Source organism: Paraburkholderia mimosarum LMG 23256 = NBRC 106338 (genome assembly GCF_000739815.1).
Taxonomy (GTDB): domain Bacteria; phylum Pseudomonadota; class Gammaproteobacteria; order Burkholderiales; family Burkholderiaceae; genus Paraburkholderia; species Paraburkholderia mimosarum.
In genome coordinates this window covers 22,006-44,338 of sequence record NZ_BBJJ01000005.1, presented here as the reverse complement: position 1 = coordinate 44,338, position 22,333 = coordinate 22,006, and the positions used below count along the sequence as shown (strand labels likewise).

Sequence of the window (22,333 nt, the reverse complement as noted above, 5' to 3'; positions counted from 1 at the left end):
CGCCTGCCGTCGGCTGGCGGCGCGAAGCGACGCCGTCGCATGCGCGGCTACGAACCTCGTCACGGACTGGACGCGTGGAGCCTGTGTGAAGGCTAAGTCCGCCCGCGAAGCGTAGATTGACATAGGTCAACCGGTTAAGGTCGTCTGGCTGACTGCACAGATCATCAGGATGTGCCGTTTCATGAAACGCGCATATAAATCGCTTTCCGGGGAATTGTGATCCAGGTCAATCGTTGAGGGTTTGCCTTCGTTAATGTCTACCGGCGAGAGGCCGCGCGAGCGGACCTGGGTCGGGTTGAAAGGGCAGCCGACGCGAAAGGAAGAGACGGCGATGAAGCTACACCTCGGCGGTCAGGATAACGAAGGGCGAGAAAGGCATCCGGCGTCGTCCGCGCCCGGAACGCTGCGGCTCGCGCGCGCCGCTGAACCGGATACGGCGGGCGCGGCGGACGCCGCCATGGCGGAGCACGAGCCGCGGCGTTCGCATCGGGAACGGGCTTCGGAACTCGGCGAGATGGCGGCCGCGCTCGCCCACGAGGTCGATCAGCCGCTCACGGCGATTCTGAGCAACGCCCAGGCGGCCCAGCGCTTTCTTGCCCAGGAGCCGCCGGCTCTCGGCGACCTGCGGGAACTGCTCGCCGAGGTCGTCGCCGATAGCGTGCGCGCCCACGCGATTATTCGAAAGATGCGTCAATCGGTGCTGCGGGAACCGCCCGAAAGCAGCTCGATCGATGCGGGCGCACTCGTGCGGGAAGCCGTGCGCCTGCTGCGCCGCGAAACGCGGGCGGTTGGCGCGACGATGAGCGCAAGCGTCGCGCACTCACTGCCGCAACTGCGTGGGGATGCCGTGCACCTGCAGCAGGTCCTCGTCAATCTTCTGTCGAATGCCCTCGATGCCGTCGAGGACTGCGATGAAGCACAGCGCAGCGTGAGTATCGAGGTGACGGCCACGGCGGATCGGGGCAAGGTGTGCATCGCCATTCATGACCAGGGGCCCGGTGTCGACGCCGAGCAGTTCGCCACGCTGTTCAAGCCGTTCGTGACCTCGAAGCCCGATGGACTGGGCCTCGGTCTTTCGATCAGCCGGACCATCGTCACGGCGCACGGCGGCAAGCTGTGGGCCGAGCGCAACGCCGATCGCGGCATGACATTCCATATCGAGCTTCCGGCGCAAAGCGCGGGCGCGAACGGGCAGGGTTGAGGCAGGAGAGGAGCGGACATCATGGACAAAGCTGTTTCGCACAAGGCCGCCCACGCAGCGAATGCGGCGCCGGCCCCATATCGCACGCCCGACGAGCGGGCAACCCAGGGACGGCGCATCCGCGACTCGGTGCCTCGTTCATCGCAGGCAGGATGGAAGTTGCCGGATGCGCGCCGCGATGTCGTCGAAGTGCTCGAGGCGTCCAACGCGGACCGTTTGCCGCGCCTGATCCCGATACGCTTCGGGCGCATGGCGGCTTCGCCGTTTGCTTTCTATCGAGGCGCGGCCGCGGTGATGGCCGCCGATCTCGCGACGACACCCACGAGCGGATTGCGCGTGCAGGCGTGCGGTGACGCGCATCTGATGAACTTCGGCGGGTTCGCCACGCCCGAGCGCAACGTCATCTTCGACATCAACGATCTCGACGAGACGCTGCCCGCCCCGTTCGAGTGGGATCTGAAGCGGCTCGCCGCGAGCGTCGTGATTGCGGCGCAGCATCTCGAACTGCCCTACAGCGATACCGTGCGTCTCACGACCGATCTCGCGCGCGAATACCGCGAGCGCATGCACGACTATGCTTACATGCGCGCGCTCGACGTCTGGTACGACCGGATCGATCTGCAGAAGTACCAGGACAGGTCGGGCGATCCGGAGATCGTCGAGGACGCCCGCAAGCGCATCGCGCAGCGCATCGAGGTGGAGCGCCGCAAGACGGTGCCCGATCATCTGTATCCGAAGCTCGTTAGCGAGGAAGGCGCCCGGCCGCGCATCAAGGACGAGCCGCCGCTCATCTTCCATCCCGACGCCGATCTCGCACCCGGGCTCGAGTCCGGCTATGCCGAGGCGATCGCATCGTATCGCGAGAGCCTCGCCGAGCATGTGCGCGTGCTCTTCGACCGCTTCCATCTGGTCGATCTCGCGCTCAAGGTCGTGGGCGTGGGCAGCGTCGGCACGGTGTGCGGTGTCGGTCTCTTCATGGCTTCCGACGACGACCCGTTGTTCCTGCAGGTCAAGGAGGCGAGAGCGTCCGTGCTCGAACCGTACGCGGGCAAAAGCCTGCACGCGAATCACGGCCAGCGTGTGATCGCGGGCCAGCGCATCATGCAGGCCGCGAGCGACGTATTTCTGGGCTGGAGCCGCGGGAGCAGCGGGCGCGACTTCTATGTCAGGCAGCTTCGCGACATGAAAATGGCCGTCATGATCGAGGCGCTCGATGCGGGACTGCTCCGCCAATACGCCCGAATGTGCGCGCATGCGCTCGCTCGCGCACATGCGCGTTCGGGCGACGCTGCGATGATTGCCGGATACATGGGCTCGGGCGGAACCTTCGATGACGCCATCACCGAATTCGCTTCGGAATACAGCTCGCAGAACCGGCAGGATTATCGCGAGTTCATCCGGGCGATCCGCGAAGGGCGGATTCAGGCGGTGGCGGAGGATTGAAAGAGGGGAAACGATGCACCGCATCAACCGCAACTGGTTTGCCAGAATCGCTTTCGCAGGCATGCTCCTGCTCGGCGCAGCCGCCGGGGCGCGCGCGGCGGACGGTGCGACCGTCGCCCAGATCAAGGCGCGCGGCGTTTTGCGCTGCGGCGTGGGCGAGAACGTCCCCGGATTCGCGGCGCGCAACGCAGCCGGCGCATGGGCGGGCCTCGACGCCGATTTTTGCCGTGCGGTGGCAGCCGCCGTGCTCGGGAGTCCCGATCATGTCGCCTTCGTGCCGCTACGTCCGACCCAGCGCATCCCCGCGCTGGCCGAAGGCGTCGTCGACATGCTGTCCGCGCACGCGAGCTGGACCCTGGAGCGGGAGAGCGCGCTGGGACTGCAGTTCGCGGGCATCCTGTACTACGACGCGCAGGCCTTGATGGTGCGCGCCTCGGACCCTGTTGCGAGCGCAACCGATCTGAAGGGCGCCAGCGTCTGCGTGCAGGAGGGCACCTCCAGCGCGGGTCACCTGCGGCGGTGGGCGGCCGCGAATCAGCTCGAACTGCAGCCGTTGGTGCTCGCGTCCGCGGCCGATGTCCGCGCCGCGTTCTTCTCCGGACGCTGCCGGGCGTGGACGAGCGACGCGTCGCAACTGGCCGTGGCGCGTTCTAGCGCGCCGGGCGGGGCGCAGGGCTGGACGATCCTGGCATGGGATATCGCCGAGGAGCCGCTCGGGCCCGCCGTGCGGGAGGGCGACGCAGCATGGCTCGCGCTCGTGCGCTGGGTGCTCGTCGCGCTCGTGAGCGCGGAGCAACTCGGGCTCACGCGCGAGAACCTCTCGCAGCGCGAGCGCGAGGCCGCCGTGCGCACCGCGCTGATGCCGGATACGGAGGTCGATCGCTCGCTGGGCGTCGCGCCGGGGTGGATGCTGCGCGCCGTTGCGGCCGTGGGCAACTATGGGGAGATATTCGAGCGCAACCTGGGCTCGCATAGCCCATTCGACATCGGGCGTGGGCGCAACCGGCTCTGGACGCAGGGCGGCCTGATGTACGCACCGCCCACCCGCTAGCCGGGGCACAGGCGCGCAACACGTTCGCAAACCACCAAGGAGAACGAAACAGATGGGCACGTTGCAAACCACGGTTGTGCTCGTCGTATTTTCCGCGGTGATTCTCGCCATCGCATTCAACGTGATCGACATGGCAGTGGCGGCGCTGACCGGCGTTTGCGTGCTCATCGTCCCCGGCATCCTCGATAGCGGCGATATCGCAAGCGCGTTCGGCACCTCCGCGGGGCCACTGAGCCTGCTGTTCGGCGGCATGATCGTCGCGCGCGTGCTCAGGACCACGGGGCTTTTCGATTTGCTTGGCGACTTTTATCTGCGCGCGACGGCTGGCAGCGGCAAGCGCTTCCTGCTCGTGCTGATGGCCGTGGTGGTGCCGCTCTGCGCGTTCCTGCCGAATGCCACCACGGTGGTCCTGCTGGCGCCGGTCATCATTCGCGTCGCGCGGGCGCTGGATTTCGAGCCCGCCGAGCCGCTCATCCTGACGGCGATCGTGAGCAATTCGGCGGGCCTGCTCACGCTGGTCGGCGACCCGGCGACGTTTCTCGTCGGCAGCGCCATCGGCATGACGTTCGGCGGCTATCTGCAGCGCGTGAGCGCCGCGGGGGTGCTGGCGATCCTCGTGATCATTCCGCTGCTGCCGCGCCTGATGGGCCCGTTGTGGCACGCGCGCCGCACCTTGCCCGAACACCTGGCGCAGACACGGATCGAACGGCCCCTGTATGCCGGCTGCTCGCTCGCCATTCTGGTGGCGATGGTCCTGCTGTTCATCTTCGGCGAGGATCTGCCCACGCGCATCGTGCCCCCGGCGGTCGCGCTAGTTGGGGGCGCGCTCGCGCTGCTGGTGGGCTACGCGGCGCACGTCGAACCCACCGACGACGTGCTGCGCGACATCGACTGGAAAACGCTGATCTTCCTCGCCAGCATCTTCTGCCTCGTTCAGGCCGTCGTGAAGACCGGGCTCCTGCAGATCATGGCGCTGCGCCTGTACGACGTGTTCGGCGCGCAGCTCACGCCGGTGGCGCTCGCATTGATCGCGGGCATCGGCCTGCTTTCGAGCATGCTGGCCAATGTGCCCGTCGCCGCGGCGTCCATCGTCATGATCAAGAGCTATCTCGTGGTCGCGCAGGTGGTGCCGGAAGCGGCGCTCTCGGCGCAGTTCACGCAATGGCCGGCGAACGTGTTGCCGGTCTTCATTGCGATGATGTTCGGCGCGACATTGGGCGGGAATGCTACGCTGATCGGCGCGTCGGCGAATATCGTCGCGGCCGGAGCCAGCGCGCGCGAGGGTGCGCCGATCACGTTCGGCCGTTTCATGCGCTACGGGTTGCCCATCACGCTTTGTCAGCTCGGCGTGGCTGCCTTGTATGTGCTGCTGCTCACCTGGCTGTTGCGTTGATGGCCGGTTCGAAACGTTACCTTTGTCAGAGGAGGGGTCATGAGCGATTCGAAAAAAGCGAAACGTACCGAGAGCCCGCAAAGCGACGAGCGCGCCACGATGGGCAACAAGGAGTACCTGAAAGAACTCGCGCGACTGCACGCGGAGCTCGTGGCGCTTCAACAATGGGTGGTGCACACGGGCGCGAAGGTCTGCATCGTTTTCGAGGGGCGCGACGGCGCGGGCAAGGGCGGGGCGATCAAGGCGATCACCGAACGTGTGAGCCCGCGCATCTTCCGGGTGATCGCGCTGCCGGCGCCCACCGAGCGGGAGAAGTCCCAGATGTACGTGCAGCGCTATCTGCCGCATCTGCCGGCCGCGGGCGAAGTGGTGATCTTCGACCGCAGCTGGTACAACCGCGCGGGCGTGGAACGGGTCATGGGATTTTGCTCCGAGGAGCAGGTCAAAACGTTCCTGAAGGACGTGCCGCTCGTCGAGAAGGCGATCATCGACTCAGGCGTGATCCTGCTGAAGTATTGGCTCGAAGTGAGCCAGGAGGAGCAGACGCGGCGTCTCGAAGCGCGCATTCATGACGAGCGCAAGGTCTGGAAGCTGTCGCCGATGGATCTGAAATCGTATAGCCGCTGGTACGAGTACTCGAAAGCGCGCGACGACATGTTCGTCGCAACCGACACCGATTTCGCGCCTTGGCACGTCGTGAACTCGAACAACAAGAAGCGCGCGAGGCTCAACATCATCAGCGACATGTTGAGCAGGATCCCCTACAAACGCGTGCCGCGCGCGACAGTGAAGCTGCCCGAACGCGATAAGGCGCGCGGGTATGTCGAGCCGGATTATCCGTTTCGCTTCATCGAGGAGCGGTTCTGACCGGCTCGCTGCGCGTCTTGCATAACGACGGATACGGCAAATGAGTATCAGCTGGCACAAGGCAGGACTCGGCGGCGTCGATTCGCACGATGGCGCAGCGGCGTTGCACGCGTGGTCGCATGCCCGCTGGCTTTTGCTCGCGGGTTGCCTGATCGCGATTCCGGCGTTCTACCTCGAACTGCTTGCGACGTCTGGCGCCATGCTCCTGACCGCGCGCGCACTCTACGGCGGCATGGCGCTGGCGTGCGCGGGCGCGCTCGCGCGCACCGCGTGGTCGTGCCGCAAACCTGCGCGGTATCTGGACCGCAACGCTTTCGATGTGGCGATCGCCTGTGGCGCGCTTGCGAGCGTGATCGGCGGGGCGAATCCCTGGTCCTCGCTCGAATGGGTGCTCAGACTCGCCTTCATGGCGATGATCGCGGTGCGTATCGTCGTTGCCCTGCATGCGTATGTCGAGCCGAACCGCCTCGCGTTGCTGCCGGTCGCGGGCGCGATCGTTCTGCTGCTTGGCGGCGCGGGGTTCTACGCGCTGGAGCCTCGCGTGCACAGCTACGCCGAGGGGCTGTGGCTCGCGTTCGAAAGCAGCGCCACGGTCGGCTATGGCGACATGGCGCCCACGACGCCCGCCTCGCGGGTTTTTGCCGTCTTCGTCGTGCTGCTCGGCTACGGCATGCTTTCGCTGGCCTTTGCCGGCATCGCCACCTGGTTCATCGGCAAGGAAGAGCGGCGGCTCAGACGCGAGATGCATCGGGATATCAAGGCGCTGCATGCGGAAATCGGCTCGCTGCATCGCGACCTCGAAGCGCTGCGCGACGCGCTCGCGCCCCGGCACGGCGGTTCCGGGACAACGCCGCCCGGCAGATCGGCGCCCGCTGATCGCGCCCGCATCGTTCAGACGGGCGCTCCCCCGCATGCTTGATTCAGATCAATCGAAGGACCTTGCTGCGAACGCACATTGATGAGGTTGACGCCGCCGGGCCATCCCGCGCACCGACGGCGAACGGAGCGCGCCCATCATGACCGATTCCGCCGTGAGCGATGCTGAACCTTTGCATGCGAGCCGCGCGCTTCGCGCGGCGCGCGCGCGTGCCGTACCGTGCGGGCGGCCCGACGATACGCCCGCCGATCAATGGAACCGGGCGGCCCATGCGACGCTCGCGGCGGCGACATTCGGTCTTTCGCCGCTCGCGCTCGCGCTGGCCGCGCTCGACTGGAGCGGGCACCTCGCGATCTCGCCCGGAAAATGCTTCGATCTCGCGACGCACGGGTGGCTCGCGGCGAGCGCGCTCCCGGGCCCGTCGTCCCGCGTCGCCGACGATGCGGACGAAGCTGGCCTGACGGTCTACGCCGGCCATGCGGATCCCCGTTTCGTGGCCCACGCCTGGTCCAACTGGCCCTTTTGTGTCTACCGCGACGCGTTTCTGGCGGTCCAGCACTGGTGGCGCGAAGCGACGCGCGGCGTGCCGGGCGTCGAGCGGCACCACGAGGAACTGGTTGGATTCGCGGCGCGCCAGTGGCTCGACGCCTGCTCGCCCGGCAACTTCATCGCCACCAATCCGGAGGTGCTGGAGGCGACGTTGCGCAGCGGCGGCGCCAATCTCGTTCATGGCCTGCGCAACTGGCTCGACGATGCGAACGCCCTGGGCGACACCGTGCGGGGCACCCGTGCGCGCATGGCGCAGCCCTGGCTTCCTGGGCGCGACGTCGCGGTGACACCGGGCCGCGTCGTCTGGCGCAACGCGCTGTGCGAACTGCTGCAGTACACACCGATGACGCCTGTTGTCGAGCGCGAACCGATCCTGATCGTGCCGTCGTGGATCATGAAGTACTACATCCTCGACCTGCAGCCGCGCGACTCGCTGATCCGCTTTCTGGTCGAACAGGGCTACACGGTGTTCGCGATATCGTGGCGCAACCCCGGCGCCGAAGCGCGCGATCTCGGCCTCGACGACTACCTGCGCGACGGCTTCCTTGCCGCGCTCGAAGCGGTTCGTGCGCGGTGCGGCGAGCCAGTCCACGCGACCGGCTACTGCCTCGGCGGAACGCTGCTCGCAATCGCCGCAGCGGCGCTGGCACGAGACGGGCGCCACGACGTGCTGCGCTCCGTCACGTTGCTCGCTGCGCTCACCGATTTCAGCGAACCCGGCGAACTGGGTTTGTTCATCGACGCAAGCGAACTCGCCGCGCTCGATGCGCTGATGTGGCGCCAGGGCTACCTGGACGGCGCGCAGATGTCGGCGGCGTTCCAGTTGCTCAATGCGCGCGACCTGATCTGGTCCCGCATGATGAGCGAGTATCTGCTCGGCCGGCGCACGAAGCCGAACGACCTCATGTCGTGGAACGCCGACACGACGCGCATGCCATACCGCATGCACACCGAGTACCTGACACAGCTCTTTCTCGACAACGATCTCGCGGCGGGCCGCTATTGCGTGGACGGGCGGCCCGTCGCGCTCTCCGACATCGAGGCGCCGATGTTCGTCGTCGGGACCGAACGCGATCACGTTTCGCCGTGGCGCTCGGTCTACAAGCTGCATCTGCTCACGCACAACGCGCTCACGTTCGTGCTCACGGCGGGCGGGCACAACGCCGGCATCGTGTCCGAGCCCGGCCACGCGGGGCGCTACTTTCGATGCGCGATGCGCGAGCCCGACGCGCCCTACCGCAGCCGCCACGAGTACGTGCGGGACACGCCTGCGATCGATGGCTCGTGGTGGATCTGCTGGTGCGAGTGGCTGCGCGAGCGCTCTACGGGCGAGGTGAGCGCGCGCACGCCGGAGCCCGGGCTCGGGCCGGCGCCTGGCGAATACGTGCTCGAAACATGAGCGCGCGCGACGTGTCACGGCTCGCGCGAATCGAAGTCGAGCGCCGCCGGGTGAGCAGGGGAGCGTCGTGGAACACCATGCCGAAGTATTGAGAGGGCTGCGGTGGTACCCGCGAATGCCGGGCTGGCGCGACGTGGCGGCCGTCGTCCTGGTAGCGGGCACGATCGTCCTGCTGGGCGAGGGCGCGCGCCAGATGACGGGCCCGCTGGCGGGCGGCCACGGTCCGGCCATCTCGCTCTCGCCCGCGGCGCTGCCCGGCTACACGCTGCGCACCGTGCTGCGCATGCTGATCGCGCTCGCCGCCTCGTTCGTCTTCACCTTCACCTATGCGACGCTCGCGGCGAGAAGCCGCCGGGCGGAGCGCATCCTGATTCCGCTGCTCGACGTGCTGCAGTCGGTGCCGATACTGGGCTACCTGTCGTTCACGGTGGTGTTCTTCATGTCGCTGTTCCCGGGCAACGTGCTCGGCGCCGAACTGGCCTCGATCTTCGCGATCTTCACGAGCCAGGCGTGGAACATGGCGTTCAGCTTCTACCAGGCGCTGCGCACCGTGCCTTCGGATCTGGACGAGGCGAGCCGCAGTTTTCGGCTCTCGGGCTGGCAGCGTTTCTGGCGGCTCGAAGTGCCGTTCGCGATGCCGGGGCTCATCTGGAACGCGATGATGTCGATGTCGGGAGGGTGGTTTTTCGTGGTGGCCTCGGAGGCCATCTCGGTGGGCAACGTGCAGGTGGCGCTGCCCGGCGTGGGGTCGTGGGTGGCGCTGGCGATCATGCGGCGTGATCTCGCGGCAGTGGGCTGGGCGATCCTCGCCATGAGCCTCGCAATCGTGCTGTACGACCAGCTGCTGTTTCGTCCGCTGGTGGCATGGGCCGACCGGTTTCGCTATGGCGATGTCGCGGCACAGGCCAGCGCGCGCAGCTGGCTGCTCGACCTCCTTCATCGTTCGCCGTGGATTCAGTCGGCATGTCAACCGGTTGGGACGGCGCTCACGCGTGCGGCGCGCCTGCGGCTGAGGCCCGGCGCGCATTGGCACGGTTTCGAATGGGCAAGCCACTCATTCTCGCGTCGCGCGGGCGGCGCGCTCTGGTTCGCGTTGTGCGCAGCAAGCGTAAGCGCCGCGGCCGTGGCCGTGCTGCGCTTCGCCGCGCCGGCCCTCGCCTGGGCCGACGTGGCCGAGGCGGCGCGCAACGGCTTGCTCACGCTGCTGCGGGTCGCGGTGCTGATCGCGCTCGCCTCCGCGATCTGGGTGCCGGTTGGCGTGGCGGTGGGGCTGCGCCCCCGGCTGGCCGCCTGGGTTCAGCCCGCCGCGCAATTTCTGGCGGCCTTTCCCGCCAATCTGCTGTTTCCCGTCGTCGCGTTCTGCATCGTGCGCTTCGGGCTCGCTCCGGCGATCTGGCTGAGCCCGCTGATGATCCTCGGCACCCAGTGGTACATCCTCTTCAACGTGATAGCCGGCGCCACGGCGTTGCCTACCGATCTGCGCGAGGCAGCCACGAGCCTGCGGCTGGGGCGGCGTGCGCGCTGGCTGCAGGTTCTGCTGCCCGGCATCTTCCCGTATTACGTGACGGGCGCGATCACGGCGAGCGGCGGCGCCTGGAACGCGAGCATCGTTGCCGAAACCGTCAGCTGGGGCACGACCACGCTGAGCGCCGGCGGCCTAGGCGCGTATATCGCGCAGATGACGGCACGGGGAGACTACCCGCACATCGCCCTCGGCATTGCCGTCATGTCGCTCATGGTCGTGGCCGCCAACCGGTTGATATGGCGGCCCCTCTACGTGTTCGCGGAACGCCGCACGCGGCTCGCCTGAACCTGTCGTCATGGAAGCCACCTCAATGTCAGTTCCCGACAGCCCCCCGATGACACTCGACCGCACGCCCGAAGCTGGCGTCGCTGCGCCGGTGCTGGAACTCGAACGCGTAGGCATGTCGTTCGCCCGCCCCTCCGGCGAACCGTTGCCGGTCCTCGTCGACATCGACGTGACGCTGCGCGAGGGCGAAATCCTCGGCCTGCTCGGGCGCTCGGGGTCCGGCAAGTCGACGCTCCTGCGTGTGGCCGCCGGCCTCGCGCGCCCCTCGGCGGGCCGGGTGCTGTACCGGAGCGCGCCGCTTGCAGGCCCCGCCGAGGGCATCGCCGTGGTGTTCCAGACGTTTGCGCTGTACCCGTGGCTCACGGTGCTCGCCAACGTCGAGCTGGGACTCGATGCCTCGGGGCTCGAACCCGGCGTGGTGCGCGAGCGCGCGATGGCCGCCATCGAGATGATCGGGCTCGAAGGCTTCGAATCCGCGTTTCCTCGCGAACTCTCCGGCGGCATGCGCCAGCGCGTGGGCTTTGCGCGGGCGCTCGTGAGCGAGCCGAAACTGCTGCTCATGGACGAGCCGTTTTCGGCGCTCGACGTGCTGACCGCCGAAACGCTGCGCAGCGACTTTCTCGACCTCTGGACGCAGCGGCAAACGCCGATCGAGGCGGTGCTCATGGTCACGCACAACATCGAGGAAGCGGTGCTGATGTGCGACCGCATCCACGTGCTGGGCGGCCATCCTGGACATATCGTGGCGACGCTGAACGTGCCGCTGCCGCGCCCGCGCAACCGGCTCGATCCGGCGTTTCGCGCGATCGTCGACACGCTGTACGGCATCCTGACCGCGCGCCTCGCCGAATCCGGCAACGGCTCCGGCACGGTACGCGGTGCGTTTGCCCTGCGCCTGCCCGCCGTATCGAGCCATCGCCTCGTGGGCTTCATCGACGCGCTCGCGGCGGCCGCACACGAGGGCCACGCAGAACTGGCGCAGATGGCCGCCGCGCTGATGCTCAAACCCGACGAGCTCTTTCCCGTGGCCGCCGCACTGCATCTGCTGGCGTTCGCGGAGTTGCAGGAGCGCACGATCAAGCTCACGGCGGCCGGTCGCATGTTCGTGCACGCCGGAGACAGCGAACGCAAGCAGCTCTTTCGCGAACACGTGGTGCAGTTCGTGCCGCTCATCGCGCACATCCGCGAGGTCCTGGACGAACGGGAAGGGCACCGAGCGCCGCGTGCGCGCTTCGAGCTCGAACTGGAGGACCACCTGCATCGCGCCGACGCCGAAACGACGCTGCGGACCGCGATCGACTGGGGCCGGTACGCCGGGTTGTTCACTTACGACGACCACACGCGCACATTTGGCGATTGATTCCGCCAGCCTGGCAAGCGATTGATCGATGTCAAATGTGCGGCCCGACCACCGCGCATCATGAGCAAAGCGTTGCACCGTCACGGCCGCGCCCCCGGGCGCGGTTCCGAACATTCCTGGAGGGAACATGAAAGCACTGGTCTACAACGGCCCGGGCAAGTTCGCCGTCGAAACGCGGCCGATGCCCACCTTGCAGGGCCCCGGCGACGCGATCGTCAAGATCTCCAAAACGACGATCTGCGGCACCGATCTGCACATTCTCAAGGGTGACGTGCCGAGTTGCGAGCCCGGCCGAATCCTCGGCCACGAAGGCGTGGGCGTGGTTCATGAAGTCGGCAGCGGCGTGTCGACGCTGAAGGCAGGCGATCACGTGCTCGTCTCATGCATTTCGAGCTGCGGGCAGTGCGAATACTGCCGGCGCGGCATGTACTCGCACTGCAAGACGGGCGGCTGGATTCTCGGCAACCGCATCGACGGCACCCAGGCCGAGTACGTGCGCACGCCGCACGCGCAGACGAGCCTCTACCGGATTCCCGCCGGCCTCGACGAAGCGGCGCTCGTGATGCTCTCGGACATCCTGCCAACGGGCTTCGAATGCGGCGTGCTCAACGGCAAGGTCGAGCCGGGCAGCACGGTCGCCATCGTCGGCTCGGGCCCGATCGGGCTGGCCGCGCTCCTGACTGCGCAGTTCTATTCGCCTGCGCAGATCATCATGATCGACATGGACGCGAACCGTCTGGAATGCGCGAAGCGATTCGGCGCGACCGCGTGCGTCGACCCGCGCGCGAGCGACGCCGTCGAAGCCGTGATGAAGCTTACCGACGGCGTGGGCGTGGACTGCGCCATCGAAGCGGTCGGCGTGCCCGCGACGTTCGAGCTTTGCGAGCGACTGGTCGCGCCTGGCGGTGTGATTGCGAACGTCGGCGTGCATGGCGTGCCGGCTTCGCTGTTCCTCGACAAGCTCTGGGACCGCAACGTGACGATCACGACGCGTCTCGTCGACACGGTCAGCACGCCCATGCTGCTCAAGACCGTGTGCTCGGGGCGCATCGACCCGAGCCGCCTGATCACGCATCGTTTCGCGTTCGAAGACGTGCTCAAGGCCTACGAGACGTTTTCGCACGCGGCGAGCACGCAGGCGCTGAAAGTCATCATCGAGATGTGAGGCGCCATGGGCAACCGGGGTCTTTCCACCGTCGTGCGCCTTGACCGTTCCGAGGCGCGCGTGGCGCGTCAGGGGCCACGCGAACGGCAGCGGGCAGGCGAGGATGCGGTGCGGCTGGCGCCGCGCGTGCGCCAGCTGATCGAGAGCCAGAGCTACGTCCAGGCCGACGAGGACGCTGAGTTTTTGCGGCGACCGGAGATGTGCGGCGTGCGGCTGCAATTGGACTACTGGAAAACCGAAGAACGCCTGCAGCGATCCGGCATTGCCCATACCGTGGTCGTTTATGGAAGCACGCGCGTCACGAGCCCGGCGCGAGCGCGCAAGCGGCTCGCCGCCGCGCGGCGCCTCGCCCTGGCCGATGCAGGCGCCGATCCGCAGCGCGAACTGCGCGTGGCGCAAGCGCTACTGCGCCGCAGCGTCTACTACGACGTCGCGCGCGAACTCGGCTCGCTGATCGGCCGCGCGCCGGGCACGAGCAAGCTTCCGAAGCTCACGGTCGTGACGGGCGGCGGCCCCGGCATCATGGAAGCTGCCAACCGTGGAGCGTTCGATGTAGAAGCGCCCACGGTGGGGATGAACATCAGCTTGCCACGCGAACAGTTTCCCAATGCGTATCTGACGCCGGAACTGTGTTTTCGCTTTCATTACTTCGCCATTCGCAAGCTCCATTTGCTGGAGCGCGCGAAGGCGGCCGTGTTTTTTCCCGGCGGTTACGGAACCTGCGACGAACTGTTCGAAGTCCTGACGCTTTTGCAGACGGGGAAGATTGCACCGATCCCTGTCCTGCTCGCCGGCGAGACGTGGTGGCGCAGTGTGATCGACTTCGACGCCATGGCCGAGGCCGGCATGATCGACCCGGACGATCTCGCGCTCTTTCGCTACTGCGAATCGGCCGGGGAAATCTGGAGCGCAATTCGCAACTGGTATGGAGAGGACTGACCCATCAGGCAGTCCGCCGCAAGGAGAGAGAGATGAACTGGCTCGCTGATTACTTTGTTCAACGCACGCCCGTGTTGTGCCTTTCGCTCGCGGCGTGGCCGCCGCTGCGGCTCGGGCCCGAAGGTCCGGTGCCGCAGTCGCCGCGCTGCCTGCCCTATCCGGGAGCGACGATGGTCTTCCGGGCGGCCGCGCAGATTTCCCACGGCGAGCAGAGCATCGAGTTGCCTGCGTGCTACGAGATGCGCGCGCCCACGCCGACGCAAGCCGCCGAATGGGCGCGCAATGCGGATGGCGCAGCCTTCTTCGAGTCGGTGAAGATTGTCGCGCCGTCGAGCTACAACCCTGACTTCCTCGTCACGATCAACGATTCGCTCTCGTTCGTGCCGGTGTTTTCGGCCGATGGCGCGCCCGGCTTTTTCGGCAGCTGTGTCGCGCGCGGCGCCGCGGCGGTTGACTCGCAGATGGCGCTGCCCTGGTCCTTCCAGGGCTACATCACGATCTAGCTCGCTCACCCACGCTCATGCCAGGGGGATCATCAGCATGAACATCATCTTTCCCGACCGGCCGCCGCAGTATGACGCCAACCGCCTCACGCTGACCTTTCCCGCCACGGCAGGCGACCTGAGTGTCGAATGCGCCATCACGGCCGAGGCGCTCGAAGATCATTTCGGCGCGGCCTCGCTGCGCGAAGCGGATCTACGCGGCGCCTTTCTGGCGCATAGGCCCGCAATCGAAAGGGCCGCGGCTCGCCTGATCGAGGCGACGCGGTCCGAGGCGATTACGCTTCATAGCGGATTTTTCCGCATGTACAGCGATTCGGATGAGGCTGCGGGGTCAAACGCGGCTCCGGGAGGCGATGCGCCTGCGTAGTTCACGCCGAAACCCGTGCATGGTGTGGTGCGGTCCCCTCGTGCTCATCACCTGGCACCACGCGCGCCGGCACGAGCAGCACGGGACAGGTCGCACACCGCAGCACGCGCTCGGCGACGCTCCCGAGCACGAGGCGGCGCACGCCGCGGCGGCCGTGGGTGCCCATGACGATGAGATCGGCCGGCCATTCAGCGGCGACGCGCTGGATGCATTGCGCCACATCTTCCGCGGGGAGTTCGACTTCGACCGGGCGCGACGTGCCTTTCACGCCATGCTGCGCCATCCGTGCTTGTGCATCGCCGAGAATGATGCGGCCTTCCTCGATATACGCGGCTCGCACGATCGAGGGATCGTAGCCGGGCACGTCGTACGCGATGACCGGCAGGTCGATCACATAGAGCGCCTGGAGTTCCGCGCCGTTATCGAGCGCGAGTCTGATCGCGGTGTCGAGGGCGTGTGAGGCAGTCTTGCTGCCATCGAGTGCGACCAGAATGCGCGAGTACATGGCAGGCCCTCCCTGGATCGGCCTGGAAATGAAGGTGATGGGCGACGGTCCGTCAATGAGACATGAGCACCGGCAGCGTCATCGTCGAAAGGATCGAGCGCGTGGCGCCGCCCAATACGAGCTCCTGAATGCGCGCATGACCGTAGGCGCCCATCACCAGCAGGTCGTAACCGCCATCGGCCGCATAACTGAGCAACGCATCGCCGATGGATTCGACTGCGTCGCGCTCGAACCGCGTGATGTGGACCGTCGTCGCGCCGTGGCGCGCAAGCATGGCCGCGAGGTCGGCGCACGACGCCTGCGACTCGGCCGGCGTAAAGGCCGTGGAAGCGGCCACGATGGTCACATGCGCCGCCCGCGCGATGAAAGGCATGGCGTCGTGAACCGCGCGAGCGGCCTCGCGGCTGCCGTTCCAGGCCACGAGCACGCGTTCGCCGATCGAATCGAATGTGCCTGTGTACGGCATCAGCAGCACAGGGCCGCCCGCGCCGAGGATGACGGTTTCCGGAAAGTGTTCGGCAATATAGGACTCCGGATCGTCCGGATCGGGCTGCCCGAGTACCACGAGGTCCGCGGCCCGGCTGTGCTGCATGACCGTCGTGACAGGGTCTCCCTCGGAGGCAAGCCAGACGCCGTCGATCTGCACGCGCGTCAGTTCGGCACGAAAGAGCCGCTCGATCGCGCCGCGCTGTTCGCGGCGCAGCTTGCGATGTGTGTCGTAATAGTCGGCAGTGCCGGACATCACATAAAAGTCGCGCGGTTGCGGCTCGAAGGTCGCGAACAGTCCATCCAGATGCGCGCCGAACCGGCCTGCCAGCCTTAGCGCAAGCGAGAGTCGCGCGTTTGCGCGCGCGCTCGTGTCCACATGCACCAGGAGGGTCTTGTAGCTCATCGTGATCTCCAGCGAACGGGTGGTCGCACCGCCCCATCGGGCGGGGATTGGTGATTCGAGTCTAGGAACGCAGGGCGCGTCACGCTTGATTTGAATCAAGCATCTCCTTGTGCATCGGCCTCGGCGAACGCGGATTTCGGAAAAAGGAGTCATTGAGCCAGATCAATCGGATAACGCCGTCCCTGCGTAGATTGAATACGGCGCGACTCATCGCAGGGTTCGTGCGCCACGAACGCCTAAAGGAGGCAATGCAATGAGCAATCTGACACGTTATGACCCGTTTTCCATGGAGCCCGTTTCGGACCTCTTCCAGGGGCTGTTCCGGCCGATGCGCGGCATGCTCGCCAACGAGGAGAGCGAACTCTCGGCGATGAAGCTCGACGTCACGGAGAACGACAAGGCCTATACGGTGAAGGCCGAACTTCCGGGAGTGGACAAGAAAGACATCGACGTGAAGATCGACGGCAATGTCGTTTCGATCCACGCGAAGGTCGATCGCAAGACAGAGCAGAAGGAAGGCGACCGCGTCATTCGCCGCGAACGTTACAGCGGCTCCTTTGCGCGCACGTTCTCGCTCGCCAGCGATATCGACGAGGGCGCCGCGATTGCGCAGTATCAGGATGGCGTGCTTTCGCTGACGCTGCCGAAGAAAGCCCCCGCCGAGCAGAAGCGTCTGCAGATCCAGTGAGCGCCTGAGGTCGTACGGAGGGGAAGGAGGACGCGTCGATCCGTGCGCGAGAGCACGGCGCGCGCCGCTACGGCGCTGGGGCATCGGCTCGGCGCCTTCTTTTTTGGGCGCTCGTGCAGGCCGGCGTTCGTGAGGCGCAACGCAAGGCGGTTGCATCAAGGGGGGCAAAAAAATGAAACGAGCGATTACGGCGGCCGCCAGGGTCCAGCACGTTGCGCCTTACTCCCGTCTCTTTGTCCTCTTTACCGGCATGGAGCGCGTTGCCGCGCTGCTCGATTGCGTGGCGGGCTGGGCCGAACGAGGCGCGCACGTGCGACTCGCGGGGCTCGCTCCGGCCGCGCTCGAAGCGGACGCGGACAAGCGCGCCTCACAGCATTTCTTCAATCGGATCACGCTGGACGCCACGCTCGATGCCTCCCGCGAATTGCTCGCGTTGCGCGGAATCGAAGCGGACTGCAAATTCCTCGGTGCCGGGCCGGACAGCGCGGCGCGCACCGAGGCGCTCGCCCGCGCGGTACGCGACTGGAAGGCGGACTTGATCATCGGGGCGCCGGCGAATCCGGTCGCGCTCGCGGGCGAAACGGAGTGCCCGGTGCTTTTGCTGCCCACACCCGCCGCCCGCCACTGCCCGGCACCGCCACGGCGCGTCTTCGTGGCGAGCGATGGCAGCGCGGCGTCCGCTTGCGCCGTGCGGGAAGCGGCCAGGCTGGCTGCCCCGGGCACGGCGGTGCGGGTGGGGTATCTCGCGTGCGACCCGGCGGCCGCGCAGCATCCCGAGGACTTCGACGCTGCGATCCTCGAAGCCGGGCACGATGGCGAGACAACGGCGCACGCGATCGTTCAGGCTGCGCTGCAATGGGGCGCGGACCTGCTGGTGCTCGGCACGCGCGGTGGACACGAAGGGGGGCGGTGGCGCTATGGGAGTGTCGCGGCCGACGTCGCGCAGCGCACGGTGCTGCCGCTGCTCCTCGTGCCGCTCGCTTCGAAGACGTCGATGCTGACGTGATGGCCCGAACGAGGCCGCATGGCGCCACGGCGACCTTCGCTCGATTGCACGGGACACGCTCATGGAACTTCCGTCGAAACCCTTTCATCGCCTCATGGCCACCGCCGAGGGCGGACGCGGCCTGGCTTTGCTCGCGGCGTTTGCCTGCCGCCTCGCGGGTCGCGAGGCGCCGGTCAGACTCGTCGAACTCACGGCCGACCCGGCCGCCCTGTTTCCCGCCCTGCAGCTGGGATTGCCTGACTCCGCCGCTACCCACGCGGCGATGATCCGCCGGGCAGAACTCGACCTGCGCGAAGCCGCGGACGCATTGGCGCTCGATGGGTGCAAACCGGACGTGCAGTTGCTCGACCTCGCGGTGCTGCACACGAAGGCGCCCGTCGCCATCGCGCGCGCCGCCGACGCTTTCGACGCCGATCTGGTGGCGCTGGCCGCGCATCGTCCCGGGCATCACTGGGCATGCAGGCTCGACCCGGAAGAAATCGCGTATGCGACGCGCCGCACATTGCTGTATGTGCCGTCGCAGTTGCTCGCGCTGGACGCGCCGCCTCTCGCTCGCGCGCTGATCGCCGTCGACGGAAGCGCAAGTGCCTATGCCGCGCTCGAGCTCGCGGTGCGCTGCCTGCCCGCGGAGGTGGAGTTGCGCGTGATCCATGTCGTGGAGCGCACGCTCCATGTGGGAGGGCCGGAACTCAGCCATCTGTTCGAGGACGGCCGCGCCAGCACGCTCTCCCGCGCCAGATCGCTCGTAGCGTCATGCGGCGCCCGCGTCTCGCTTGCGGCGCTCGCGACGCACGACGAATTCGACGACATCGCGAGTGCAATCCTGCGCGAGGTGGGCGGCTGGGGCGCCGATATGCTCGTCATCGGTTTGCAGGGGCGCCGCATTCGGGCGCAGACACTGCCCGGCAGCGTTGCGTCGCGCGCCCTGCGCGACGCGCGATGTCCGGTTCTCGTCGCGGCGCCGGCGAACCGCGCAGCCGATCAGCCAACGGCGACGCGCGAGTCGTACGGGGCGAGTCGTCACACGGAAACGTCAGTGCCTTCACTGAGCGCTGCGCCATGCGAATCGTCGATATCGCGTCGCCCCGTGCGGCAGCGGCATAGCTCGACTTGACGTGCATCAATTGGTGTTGACCGCCCAGCCTTATCCTGAATTCACTGATTCCGCTGATTTCACATACGCAGGTCCGGTCGTTCGCCGTGCTGCACGCGGCCAGGCTCACGGGACCCTCACGATTGAAGGAGAACGACATCATGCCGCTCAACGGCCATATCGATTCGGGAGCCTGGAGTGTCGAGGCCGTCACGTCGCCGGCGCCGCAAGGCGGCTTTTGCTGCGAAGTCCGCGTCATGCACGGCTCGCAAACGCAACGTTTCTCCCACGCCTTCGCGCATCATCGCGTGTTCGAGAGCGAGCGGGAGGCGGTGCTCGAGGGGCTGCGCGAGGGCATGGTCTGGATCGACCTCAAGGTCCGTCACGCTTTTGAAATGTAGCCAATCGCAGTCGAGACGGCGGCAACGCGCCTTCGGACTGCCACACCGCGGATTCTTGAAGGGGCACGGCGATGGGACTCGGGATGCAAATCGTTTATCTGGGTTTCCCCGGTTCGTCTGCCCTCGAGGCGGAAGCCGCCGTTCAACTGCTGCGCCTCGAGCGGTTCTGCGGCGTGCTGTCGGCTTGCCATCTCGCGATCGAGCGGCTGCACCCCTTGCAGCCCGGAATCCGCCAGCCGGCGTATGACGTTCGTCTCGATCTCGTTTCGACTTCGCGGGAACTCGCACCGCTTGACCATTGCGAGAACGACGACCCCGTGGCCGCCATTCGCGCGGCATTCGACGCGGCCGAGCACCAGCTCGGTTCCGCGGTATTCGCAGGCGCATCTAGCCGAAGCGATGTTGCGCGCCGCGATCACTGACCTACACCACGCTTGAGGGAAGAAGCCCCATCAGGCTTCGTCGGCGAAGAGCCCATCCTCGGGATCGGGCACGCACTCATCGACACATTGCACGTGCCAACGACCTTCGAGCAGCCCGGCGTTCAGGCGCTGGTTCAATCTCACGCCGCCACATTCGCCTTCGAAGGGGCCTTCGCCCGTCGCGAGATCGAGGCCTTCGAGTGTGCAGACTTCGTGCTGGTCCTCGCAGGCCAGCAGCGTGGTGCCGCCCGGCGAGGGGCGGCACTGCCCCCATTCGGACAGATCCACGCCCGCATGGCCTTCGCGAGACCATTTTTTCGTTTCGGTGTCGACCCAGACGATCGCGTAAGCGGAAGGATCGAGCTGGTCGAAACTGTCGAGATGGACGGTGACGCGCATGGAGGTGCTCCTTTGAACACGTTGTGCAATTACTGGCTCAGTACCCATTGAACGAGCGTATGCGCGTCCTCGGCCGATAGCGGTCCGCCGCGGTCGGCCGGCAGGGGCATCGCCATGTCGCCCCAGTGCGCCTTGCCGCCGTGCCTGAGCTTGTCTTCGAGCATGGTACTGGCGTTCGGCTTGTCGCGGTAGCGCTCGGCAATCTGATGAAACGACGGCGCGAGAAATGGCTCATCCGACGTGTGGCAGAACATGCAGTGCTGCTGGTCGACGAGGCCTGTAGGTTCGGGAACCTGCGCGTGCGCGGCGAAAGCCTGCAGCGCGAGGGCGCATGCCACCGCAGCGTGGAGCAGGAGCGGGCGTGCGCGGTCATGAAAAGACGGAATCGCCAGGGCGCAAGCGACGGGAGTGGGAGCGTGTGACATCGAATGTTCTCCTCCAGTGCGGCCGGGGTGCGGGTTGCCGGCCAGATCCATGGTGTCATTGGCGCCCGTTATGCCGTTGATATGTGTCAATCGCGGAGCATCCATCCGCAGCCATTCACGCGCGGATGCTTCAAAAAAGAACGGCGCCGGGTACCGGGCGCCTAAAAAAACACACGCGCCTCGACTTCGAGGCTAGCGGTGCCAACACCAGTCAGCGGCCGCCGCGCCGCCTGTCATGTCACGCTTCGCGTCACACGCGAGCGAGCCCCTCCACGTCGACGATGCGGATCTGCTTGCCGTTCGGTTCGACGAGACCTTCGCGCTGAAAGCGCGAGAACATCCGGCTCACGGTTTCGAGCTTCATGCCAAGAAAGCAGCCAATCTCCTCCCGGCTCATCTTCAGGTTGAATTGCGCGCCCGAGTAGCCGCGCGCCTGGAAGCGCTCCGCGAGATCGAGCAGGAATGCGGCGAGGCGCTGTTCGGCGGTCATCGTGCCGAGCAGCATCATCAGGCTGGATTCGCGCACGATCTCGCCGCTCATGAGCTGGTAGAGATGGCGCTGCATGCGCCGGCTCTCGCGGCAGAACGATTCGAGCTGGCCGAACGGCATGATGCAGACCGTGCTGTCTTCGAGCGCGATGGCGTCGCAGCTGTGCGTGCCCGAGCAGATGCCGTCGAGTCCGAGCGGCTCGCCCGGAATCTGGAAGCCCGTGACTTGTTCCCGGCCGTCCCGATGCATGACCACCGTCTTGAACGATCCGGTGCGCACGGCGTAGAGGCTCTGGAATGCGTCGTGCGCACGAAAGAGCGTTTCGCCGCGGTGCACGTTGCGCGTGGTGAGGACCACCGTGTCGAGTTGCTCGAATTCGGTCGAGGTGAGGTCCGGCGGCATGCAGACACCGCGCAGCGAGCAGGTGGAACAGCGCGTAGCCGGCTTGCGCGGCGCGGCCTCGCGCACGTCGGGCTGCGCCGGCACGATGGGCCAACGCGCGGCGAACGGCGTGGACAGTGAGGAATCGCAGGCAGGCTCGGCATACATGATCGTCTCCGGTTCAGCGCACGGGGGCGGCGCGCTGTTTCACTAACGCATCAATGGCTTCGCAGGCGGCTTCGAACTCGGACGTCTTGTCGAAGAAGTAGTGGGCTCCCGCTCTTAGGCAGGCTGTGCGAAACGGTGCGCCGGCGTGATTCGTCAGCACGACCGTCACGACCGAGGGTTGCTCGCGTGCAAGACGGGTAAGCAATTCGATGCCGCTGCCGCTCGCGAGCCTCAGGTCGACCACGGCGACGTCCGCACCGCTTTGGGCGATGCCGGTCAGGGCGCTGGCCGCATCCTCGGCTTCGCCAATCACGGCCACGTCGGGAATGGCCGACAAGGCCTCGGCGATTTTCCTGCGTACCGTGGTTGCATCCTCGACGAGGAAGACTTGCAGACACTGGCGGACAGGACTGGCATTCATGTAGCCAGTATCGGCAACGCCGTCTCAAAAAAACATCGGCGGCGATGGAAAGTGACGTACGCGGAACGGAAGTTGTGTAGGGCGATTCCTACAGTCGTGCGGCAATCAGCCGCGAGCG

At 66.6% G+C, this 22,333-nt stretch carries 24 protein-coding genes; 18 read left to right on the top strand and 6 right to left on the bottom strand.

Annotation, left to right across the window (positions count from 1 at the left end):
- Nucleotides 1-331 precede the first annotated feature (331 nt).
- From BMI01S_RS05250 to BMI01S_RS05190, 13 genes are all read left to right on the top strand, one after another.
- On the top strand, nucleotides 332-1,201 hold the full coding sequence (locus BMI01S_RS05250) for a sensor histidine kinase (protein WP_051381321.1): 870 nt from the start codon (nucleotides 332-334) through the stop codon (nucleotides 1,199-1,201).
- A gap of 21 nt (nucleotides 1,202-1,222) precedes the next feature.
- Nucleotides 1,223-2,644 (top strand): DUF2252 domain-containing protein, encoded by a 1,422-nt coding sequence (locus tag BMI01S_RS05245; protein WP_028213013.1) that lies wholly within the window; start codon nucleotides 1,223-1,225, stop codon nucleotides 2,642-2,644.
- Nucleotides 2,645-2,657: 13 nt separating this feature from the next.
- Entirely contained in the window at nucleotides 2,658-3,695 is a 1,038-nt protein-coding gene (locus BMI01S_RS05240) for a transporter substrate-binding domain-containing protein (protein ID WP_036019657.1), read from the top strand.
- 52 nt (nucleotides 3,696-3,747) lie between these two features.
- Nucleotides 3,748-5,088, top strand: a complete 1,341-nt coding sequence (locus BMI01S_RS05235) for an ArsB/NhaD family transporter (RefSeq protein WP_028213015.1) — start codon at nucleotides 3,748-3,750, stop codon at nucleotides 5,086-5,088.
- A 39-nt stretch (nucleotides 5,089-5,127) separates the two neighbouring features.
- Nucleotides 5,128-5,955 (top strand): polyphosphate kinase 2, encoded by an 828-nt coding sequence (ppk2, locus tag BMI01S_RS05230; RefSeq protein WP_028230285.1) that lies wholly within the window; start codon nucleotides 5,128-5,130, stop codon nucleotides 5,953-5,955.
- Nucleotides 5,956-5,995: 40 nt separating this feature from the next.
- Nucleotides 5,996-6,874, top strand: a complete 879-nt coding sequence (locus BMI01S_RS05225; protein ID WP_063619584.1) for a potassium channel family protein — start codon at nucleotides 5,996-5,998, stop codon at nucleotides 6,872-6,874.
- Nucleotides 6,875-6,971: 97 nt separating this feature from the next.
- Nucleotides 6,972-8,780 (top strand): PHA/PHB synthase family protein, encoded by a 1,809-nt coding sequence (locus BMI01S_RS05220; RefSeq protein WP_036044355.1) that lies wholly within the window; start codon nucleotides 6,972-6,974, stop codon nucleotides 8,778-8,780.
- Nucleotides 8,781-8,847: 67 nt separating this feature from the next.
- Nucleotides 8,848-10,590, top strand: a complete 1,743-nt coding sequence (locus BMI01S_RS05215; RefSeq protein ID WP_028230287.1) for an ABC transporter permease — start codon at nucleotides 8,848-8,850, stop codon at nucleotides 10,588-10,590.
- 25 nt (nucleotides 10,591-10,615) lie between these two features.
- On the top strand, nucleotides 10,616-11,950 hold the full coding sequence (locus BMI01S_RS05210) for an ABC transporter ATP-binding protein (RefSeq protein ID WP_154671154.1): 1,335 nt from the start codon (nucleotides 10,616-10,618) through the stop codon (nucleotides 11,948-11,950).
- A gap of 127 nt (nucleotides 11,951-12,077) precedes the next feature.
- Nucleotides 12,078-13,115, top strand: a complete 1,038-nt coding sequence (locus tag BMI01S_RS05205; protein WP_028230289.1) for a zinc-dependent alcohol dehydrogenase family protein — start codon at nucleotides 12,078-12,080, stop codon at nucleotides 13,113-13,115.
- Between the two features lie 6 nt (nucleotides 13,116-13,121).
- Entirely contained in the window at nucleotides 13,122-14,054 is a 933-nt protein-coding gene (locus BMI01S_RS05200; protein WP_036044358.1) for an LOG family protein, read from the top strand.
- Nucleotides 14,055-14,086: 32 nt separating this feature from the next.
- Nucleotides 14,087-14,557 (top strand): hypothetical protein, encoded by a 471-nt coding sequence (locus tag BMI01S_RS05195; protein ID WP_028230291.1) that lies wholly within the window; start codon nucleotides 14,087-14,089, stop codon nucleotides 14,555-14,557.
- A 37-nt stretch (nucleotides 14,558-14,594) separates the two neighbouring features.
- Nucleotides 14,595-14,924 (top strand): DUF1488 family protein, encoded by a 330-nt coding sequence (locus tag BMI01S_RS05190; protein ID WP_042288537.1) that lies wholly within the window; start codon nucleotides 14,595-14,597, stop codon nucleotides 14,922-14,924.
- Between the two features lies 1 nt (nucleotide 14,925).
- Here BMI01S_RS05190 and BMI01S_RS05185 read toward each other — a convergent pair whose 3' ends face one another.
- Both BMI01S_RS05185 and BMI01S_RS05180 read right to left on the bottom strand, forming a co-directional pair.
- Complete coding sequence (locus BMI01S_RS05185) at nucleotides 14,926-15,429, bottom strand: universal stress protein (RefSeq protein ID WP_028230292.1); 504 nt, start codon at nucleotides 15,427-15,429, stop codon at nucleotides 14,926-14,928.
- A gap of 52 nt (nucleotides 15,430-15,481) precedes the next feature.
- Nucleotides 15,482-16,321, bottom strand: a complete 840-nt coding sequence (locus BMI01S_RS05180) for a universal stress protein (RefSeq protein WP_028230293.1) — start codon at nucleotides 16,319-16,321, stop codon at nucleotides 15,482-15,484.
- A gap of 253 nt (nucleotides 16,322-16,574) precedes the next feature.
- Between BMI01S_RS05180 and BMI01S_RS05175 the strand changes: the two genes are divergently transcribed.
- The 5 genes from BMI01S_RS05175 (at nucleotide 16,575) to BMI01S_RS05155 (ending at nucleotide 19,931) form a co-directional block, all read left to right on the top strand.
- Complete coding sequence (locus BMI01S_RS05175; RefSeq protein WP_028213032.1) at nucleotides 16,575-17,009, top strand: Hsp20/alpha crystallin family protein; 435 nt, start codon at nucleotides 16,575-16,577, stop codon at nucleotides 17,007-17,009.
- A gap of 172 nt (nucleotides 17,010-17,181) precedes the next feature.
- Nucleotides 17,182-18,015, top strand: a complete 834-nt coding sequence (locus BMI01S_RS05170) for a universal stress protein (RefSeq protein WP_081723324.1) — start codon at nucleotides 17,182-17,184, stop codon at nucleotides 18,013-18,015.
- 61 nt (nucleotides 18,016-18,076) lie between these two features.
- A complete protein-coding gene (locus tag BMI01S_RS05165; RefSeq protein ID WP_028230295.1) occupies nucleotides 18,077-19,129 on the top strand; it encodes a universal stress protein in 1,053 nt (350 codons plus the stop codon).
- A 140-nt stretch (nucleotides 19,130-19,269) separates the two neighbouring features.
- Nucleotides 19,270-19,509, top strand: a complete 240-nt coding sequence (locus BMI01S_RS05160) for a hypothetical protein (protein ID WP_028213035.1) — start codon at nucleotides 19,270-19,272, stop codon at nucleotides 19,507-19,509.
- Between the two features lie 71 nt (nucleotides 19,510-19,580).
- Nucleotides 19,581-19,931, top strand: a complete 351-nt coding sequence (locus BMI01S_RS05155) for a hypothetical protein (RefSeq protein ID WP_042288533.1) — start codon at nucleotides 19,581-19,583, stop codon at nucleotides 19,929-19,931.
- 30 nt (nucleotides 19,932-19,961) lie between these two features.
- Here BMI01S_RS05155 and BMI01S_RS05150 read toward each other — a convergent pair whose 3' ends face one another.
- The 4 genes from BMI01S_RS05150 to BMI01S_RS05135 form a co-directional block, all read right to left on the bottom strand.
- Entirely contained in the window at nucleotides 19,962-20,330 is a 369-nt protein-coding gene (locus tag BMI01S_RS05150) for a DUF3564 family protein (RefSeq protein WP_051381323.1), read from the bottom strand.
- Nucleotides 20,331-20,359: 29 nt separating this feature from the next.
- Nucleotides 20,360-20,755: a c-type cytochrome gene (locus BMI01S_RS05145; protein ID WP_238327942.1), complete on the bottom strand. Its 396-nt coding sequence runs from the start codon at nucleotides 20,753-20,755 to the stop codon at nucleotides 20,360-20,362.
- A gap of 250 nt (nucleotides 20,756-21,005) precedes the next feature.
- Entirely contained in the window at nucleotides 21,006-21,794 is a 789-nt protein-coding gene (locus BMI01S_RS05140) for a helix-turn-helix domain-containing protein (protein ID WP_081716089.1), read from the bottom strand.
- A gap of 13 nt (nucleotides 21,795-21,807) precedes the next feature.
- Entirely contained in the window at nucleotides 21,808-22,215 is a 408-nt protein-coding gene (locus tag BMI01S_RS05135; RefSeq protein WP_028213039.1) for a response regulator, read from the bottom strand.
- Between the last annotated feature and the right edge of the window lie 118 nt (nucleotides 22,216-22,333).

Bases quoted from the DNA above. Each gene is read 5' to 3' on its own strand.
- BMI01S_RS05190 (WP_042288537.1), top strand. From the start codon at position 14,595: ATGAACATCATCTTTCCCGACCGGCCGCCGCAGTATGACGCCAACCGC.
- ppk2 (WP_028230285.1), top strand. From the start codon at position 5,128: ATGAGCGATTCGAAAAAAGCGAAACGTACCGAGAGCCCGCAAAGCGAC.
- BMI01S_RS05155 (WP_042288533.1), top strand. From the start codon at position 19,581: ATGGGACTCGGGATGCAAATCGTTTATCTGGGTTTCCCCGGTTCGTCT.
- BMI01S_RS05140 (WP_081716089.1), bottom strand. From the start codon at position 21,794: ATGTATGCCGAGCCTGCCTGCGATTCCTCACTGTCCACGCCGTTCGCC.
- BMI01S_RS05150 (WP_051381323.1), bottom strand. From the start codon at position 20,330: ATGCGCGTCACCGTCCATCTCGACAGTTTCGACCAGCTCGATCCTTCC.
- BMI01S_RS05165 (WP_028230295.1), top strand. From the start codon at position 18,077: ATGGAACTTCCGTCGAAACCCTTTCATCGCCTCATGGCCACCGCCGAG.
- BMI01S_RS05240 (WP_036019657.1), top strand. From the start codon at position 2,658: ATGCACCGCATCAACCGCAACTGGTTTGCCAGAATCGCTTTCGCAGGC.
- BMI01S_RS05245 (WP_028213013.1), top strand. From the start codon at position 1,223: ATGGACAAAGCTGTTTCGCACAAGGCCGCCCACGCAGCGAATGCGGCG.
- BMI01S_RS05195 (WP_028230291.1), top strand. From the start codon at position 14,087: ATGAACTGGCTCGCTGATTACTTTGTTCAACGCACGCCCGTGTTGTGC.
- BMI01S_RS05185 (WP_028230292.1), bottom strand. From the start codon at position 15,429: ATGTACTCGCGCATTCTGGTCGCACTCGATGGCAGCAAGACTGCCTCA.
- BMI01S_RS05180 (WP_028230293.1), bottom strand. From the start codon at position 16,321: ATGAGCTACAAGACCCTCCTGGTGCATGTGGACACGAGCGCGCGCGCA.
- BMI01S_RS05225 (WP_063619584.1), top strand. From the start codon at position 5,996: ATGAGTATCAGCTGGCACAAGGCAGGACTCGGCGGCGTCGATTCGCAC.
- BMI01S_RS05210 (WP_154671154.1), top strand. From the start codon at position 10,616: ATGTCAGTTCCCGACAGCCCCCCGATGACACTCGACCGCACGCCCGAA.
- BMI01S_RS05235 (WP_028213015.1), top strand. From the start codon at position 3,748: ATGGGCACGTTGCAAACCACGGTTGTGCTCGTCGTATTTTCCGCGGTG.
- BMI01S_RS05160 (WP_028213035.1), top strand. From the start codon at position 19,270: ATGCCGCTCAACGGCCATATCGATTCGGGAGCCTGGAGTGTCGAGGCC.
- BMI01S_RS05200 (WP_036044358.1), top strand. From the start codon at position 13,122: ATGGGCAACCGGGGTCTTTCCACCGTCGTGCGCCTTGACCGTTCCGAG.
- BMI01S_RS05205 (WP_028230289.1), top strand. From the start codon at position 12,078: ATGAAAGCACTGGTCTACAACGGCCCGGGCAAGTTCGCCGTCGAAACG.
- BMI01S_RS05250 (WP_051381321.1), top strand. From the start codon at position 332: ATGAAGCTACACCTCGGCGGTCAGGATAACGAAGGGCGAGAAAGGCAT.
- BMI01S_RS05220 (WP_036044355.1), top strand. From the start codon at position 6,972: ATGACCGATTCCGCCGTGAGCGATGCTGAACCTTTGCATGCGAGCCGC.
- BMI01S_RS05145 (WP_238327942.1), bottom strand. From the start codon at position 20,755: ATGTCACACGCTCCCACTCCCGTCGCTTGCGCCCTGGCGATTCCGTCT.
- BMI01S_RS05170 (WP_081723324.1), top strand. From the start codon at position 17,182: ATGAAACGAGCGATTACGGCGGCCGCCAGGGTCCAGCACGTTGCGCCT.
- BMI01S_RS05175 (WP_028213032.1), top strand. From the start codon at position 16,575: ATGAGCAATCTGACACGTTATGACCCGTTTTCCATGGAGCCCGTTTCG.
- BMI01S_RS05135 (WP_028213039.1), bottom strand. From the start codon at position 22,215: ATGAATGCCAGTCCTGTCCGCCAGTGTCTGCAAGTCTTCCTCGTCGAG.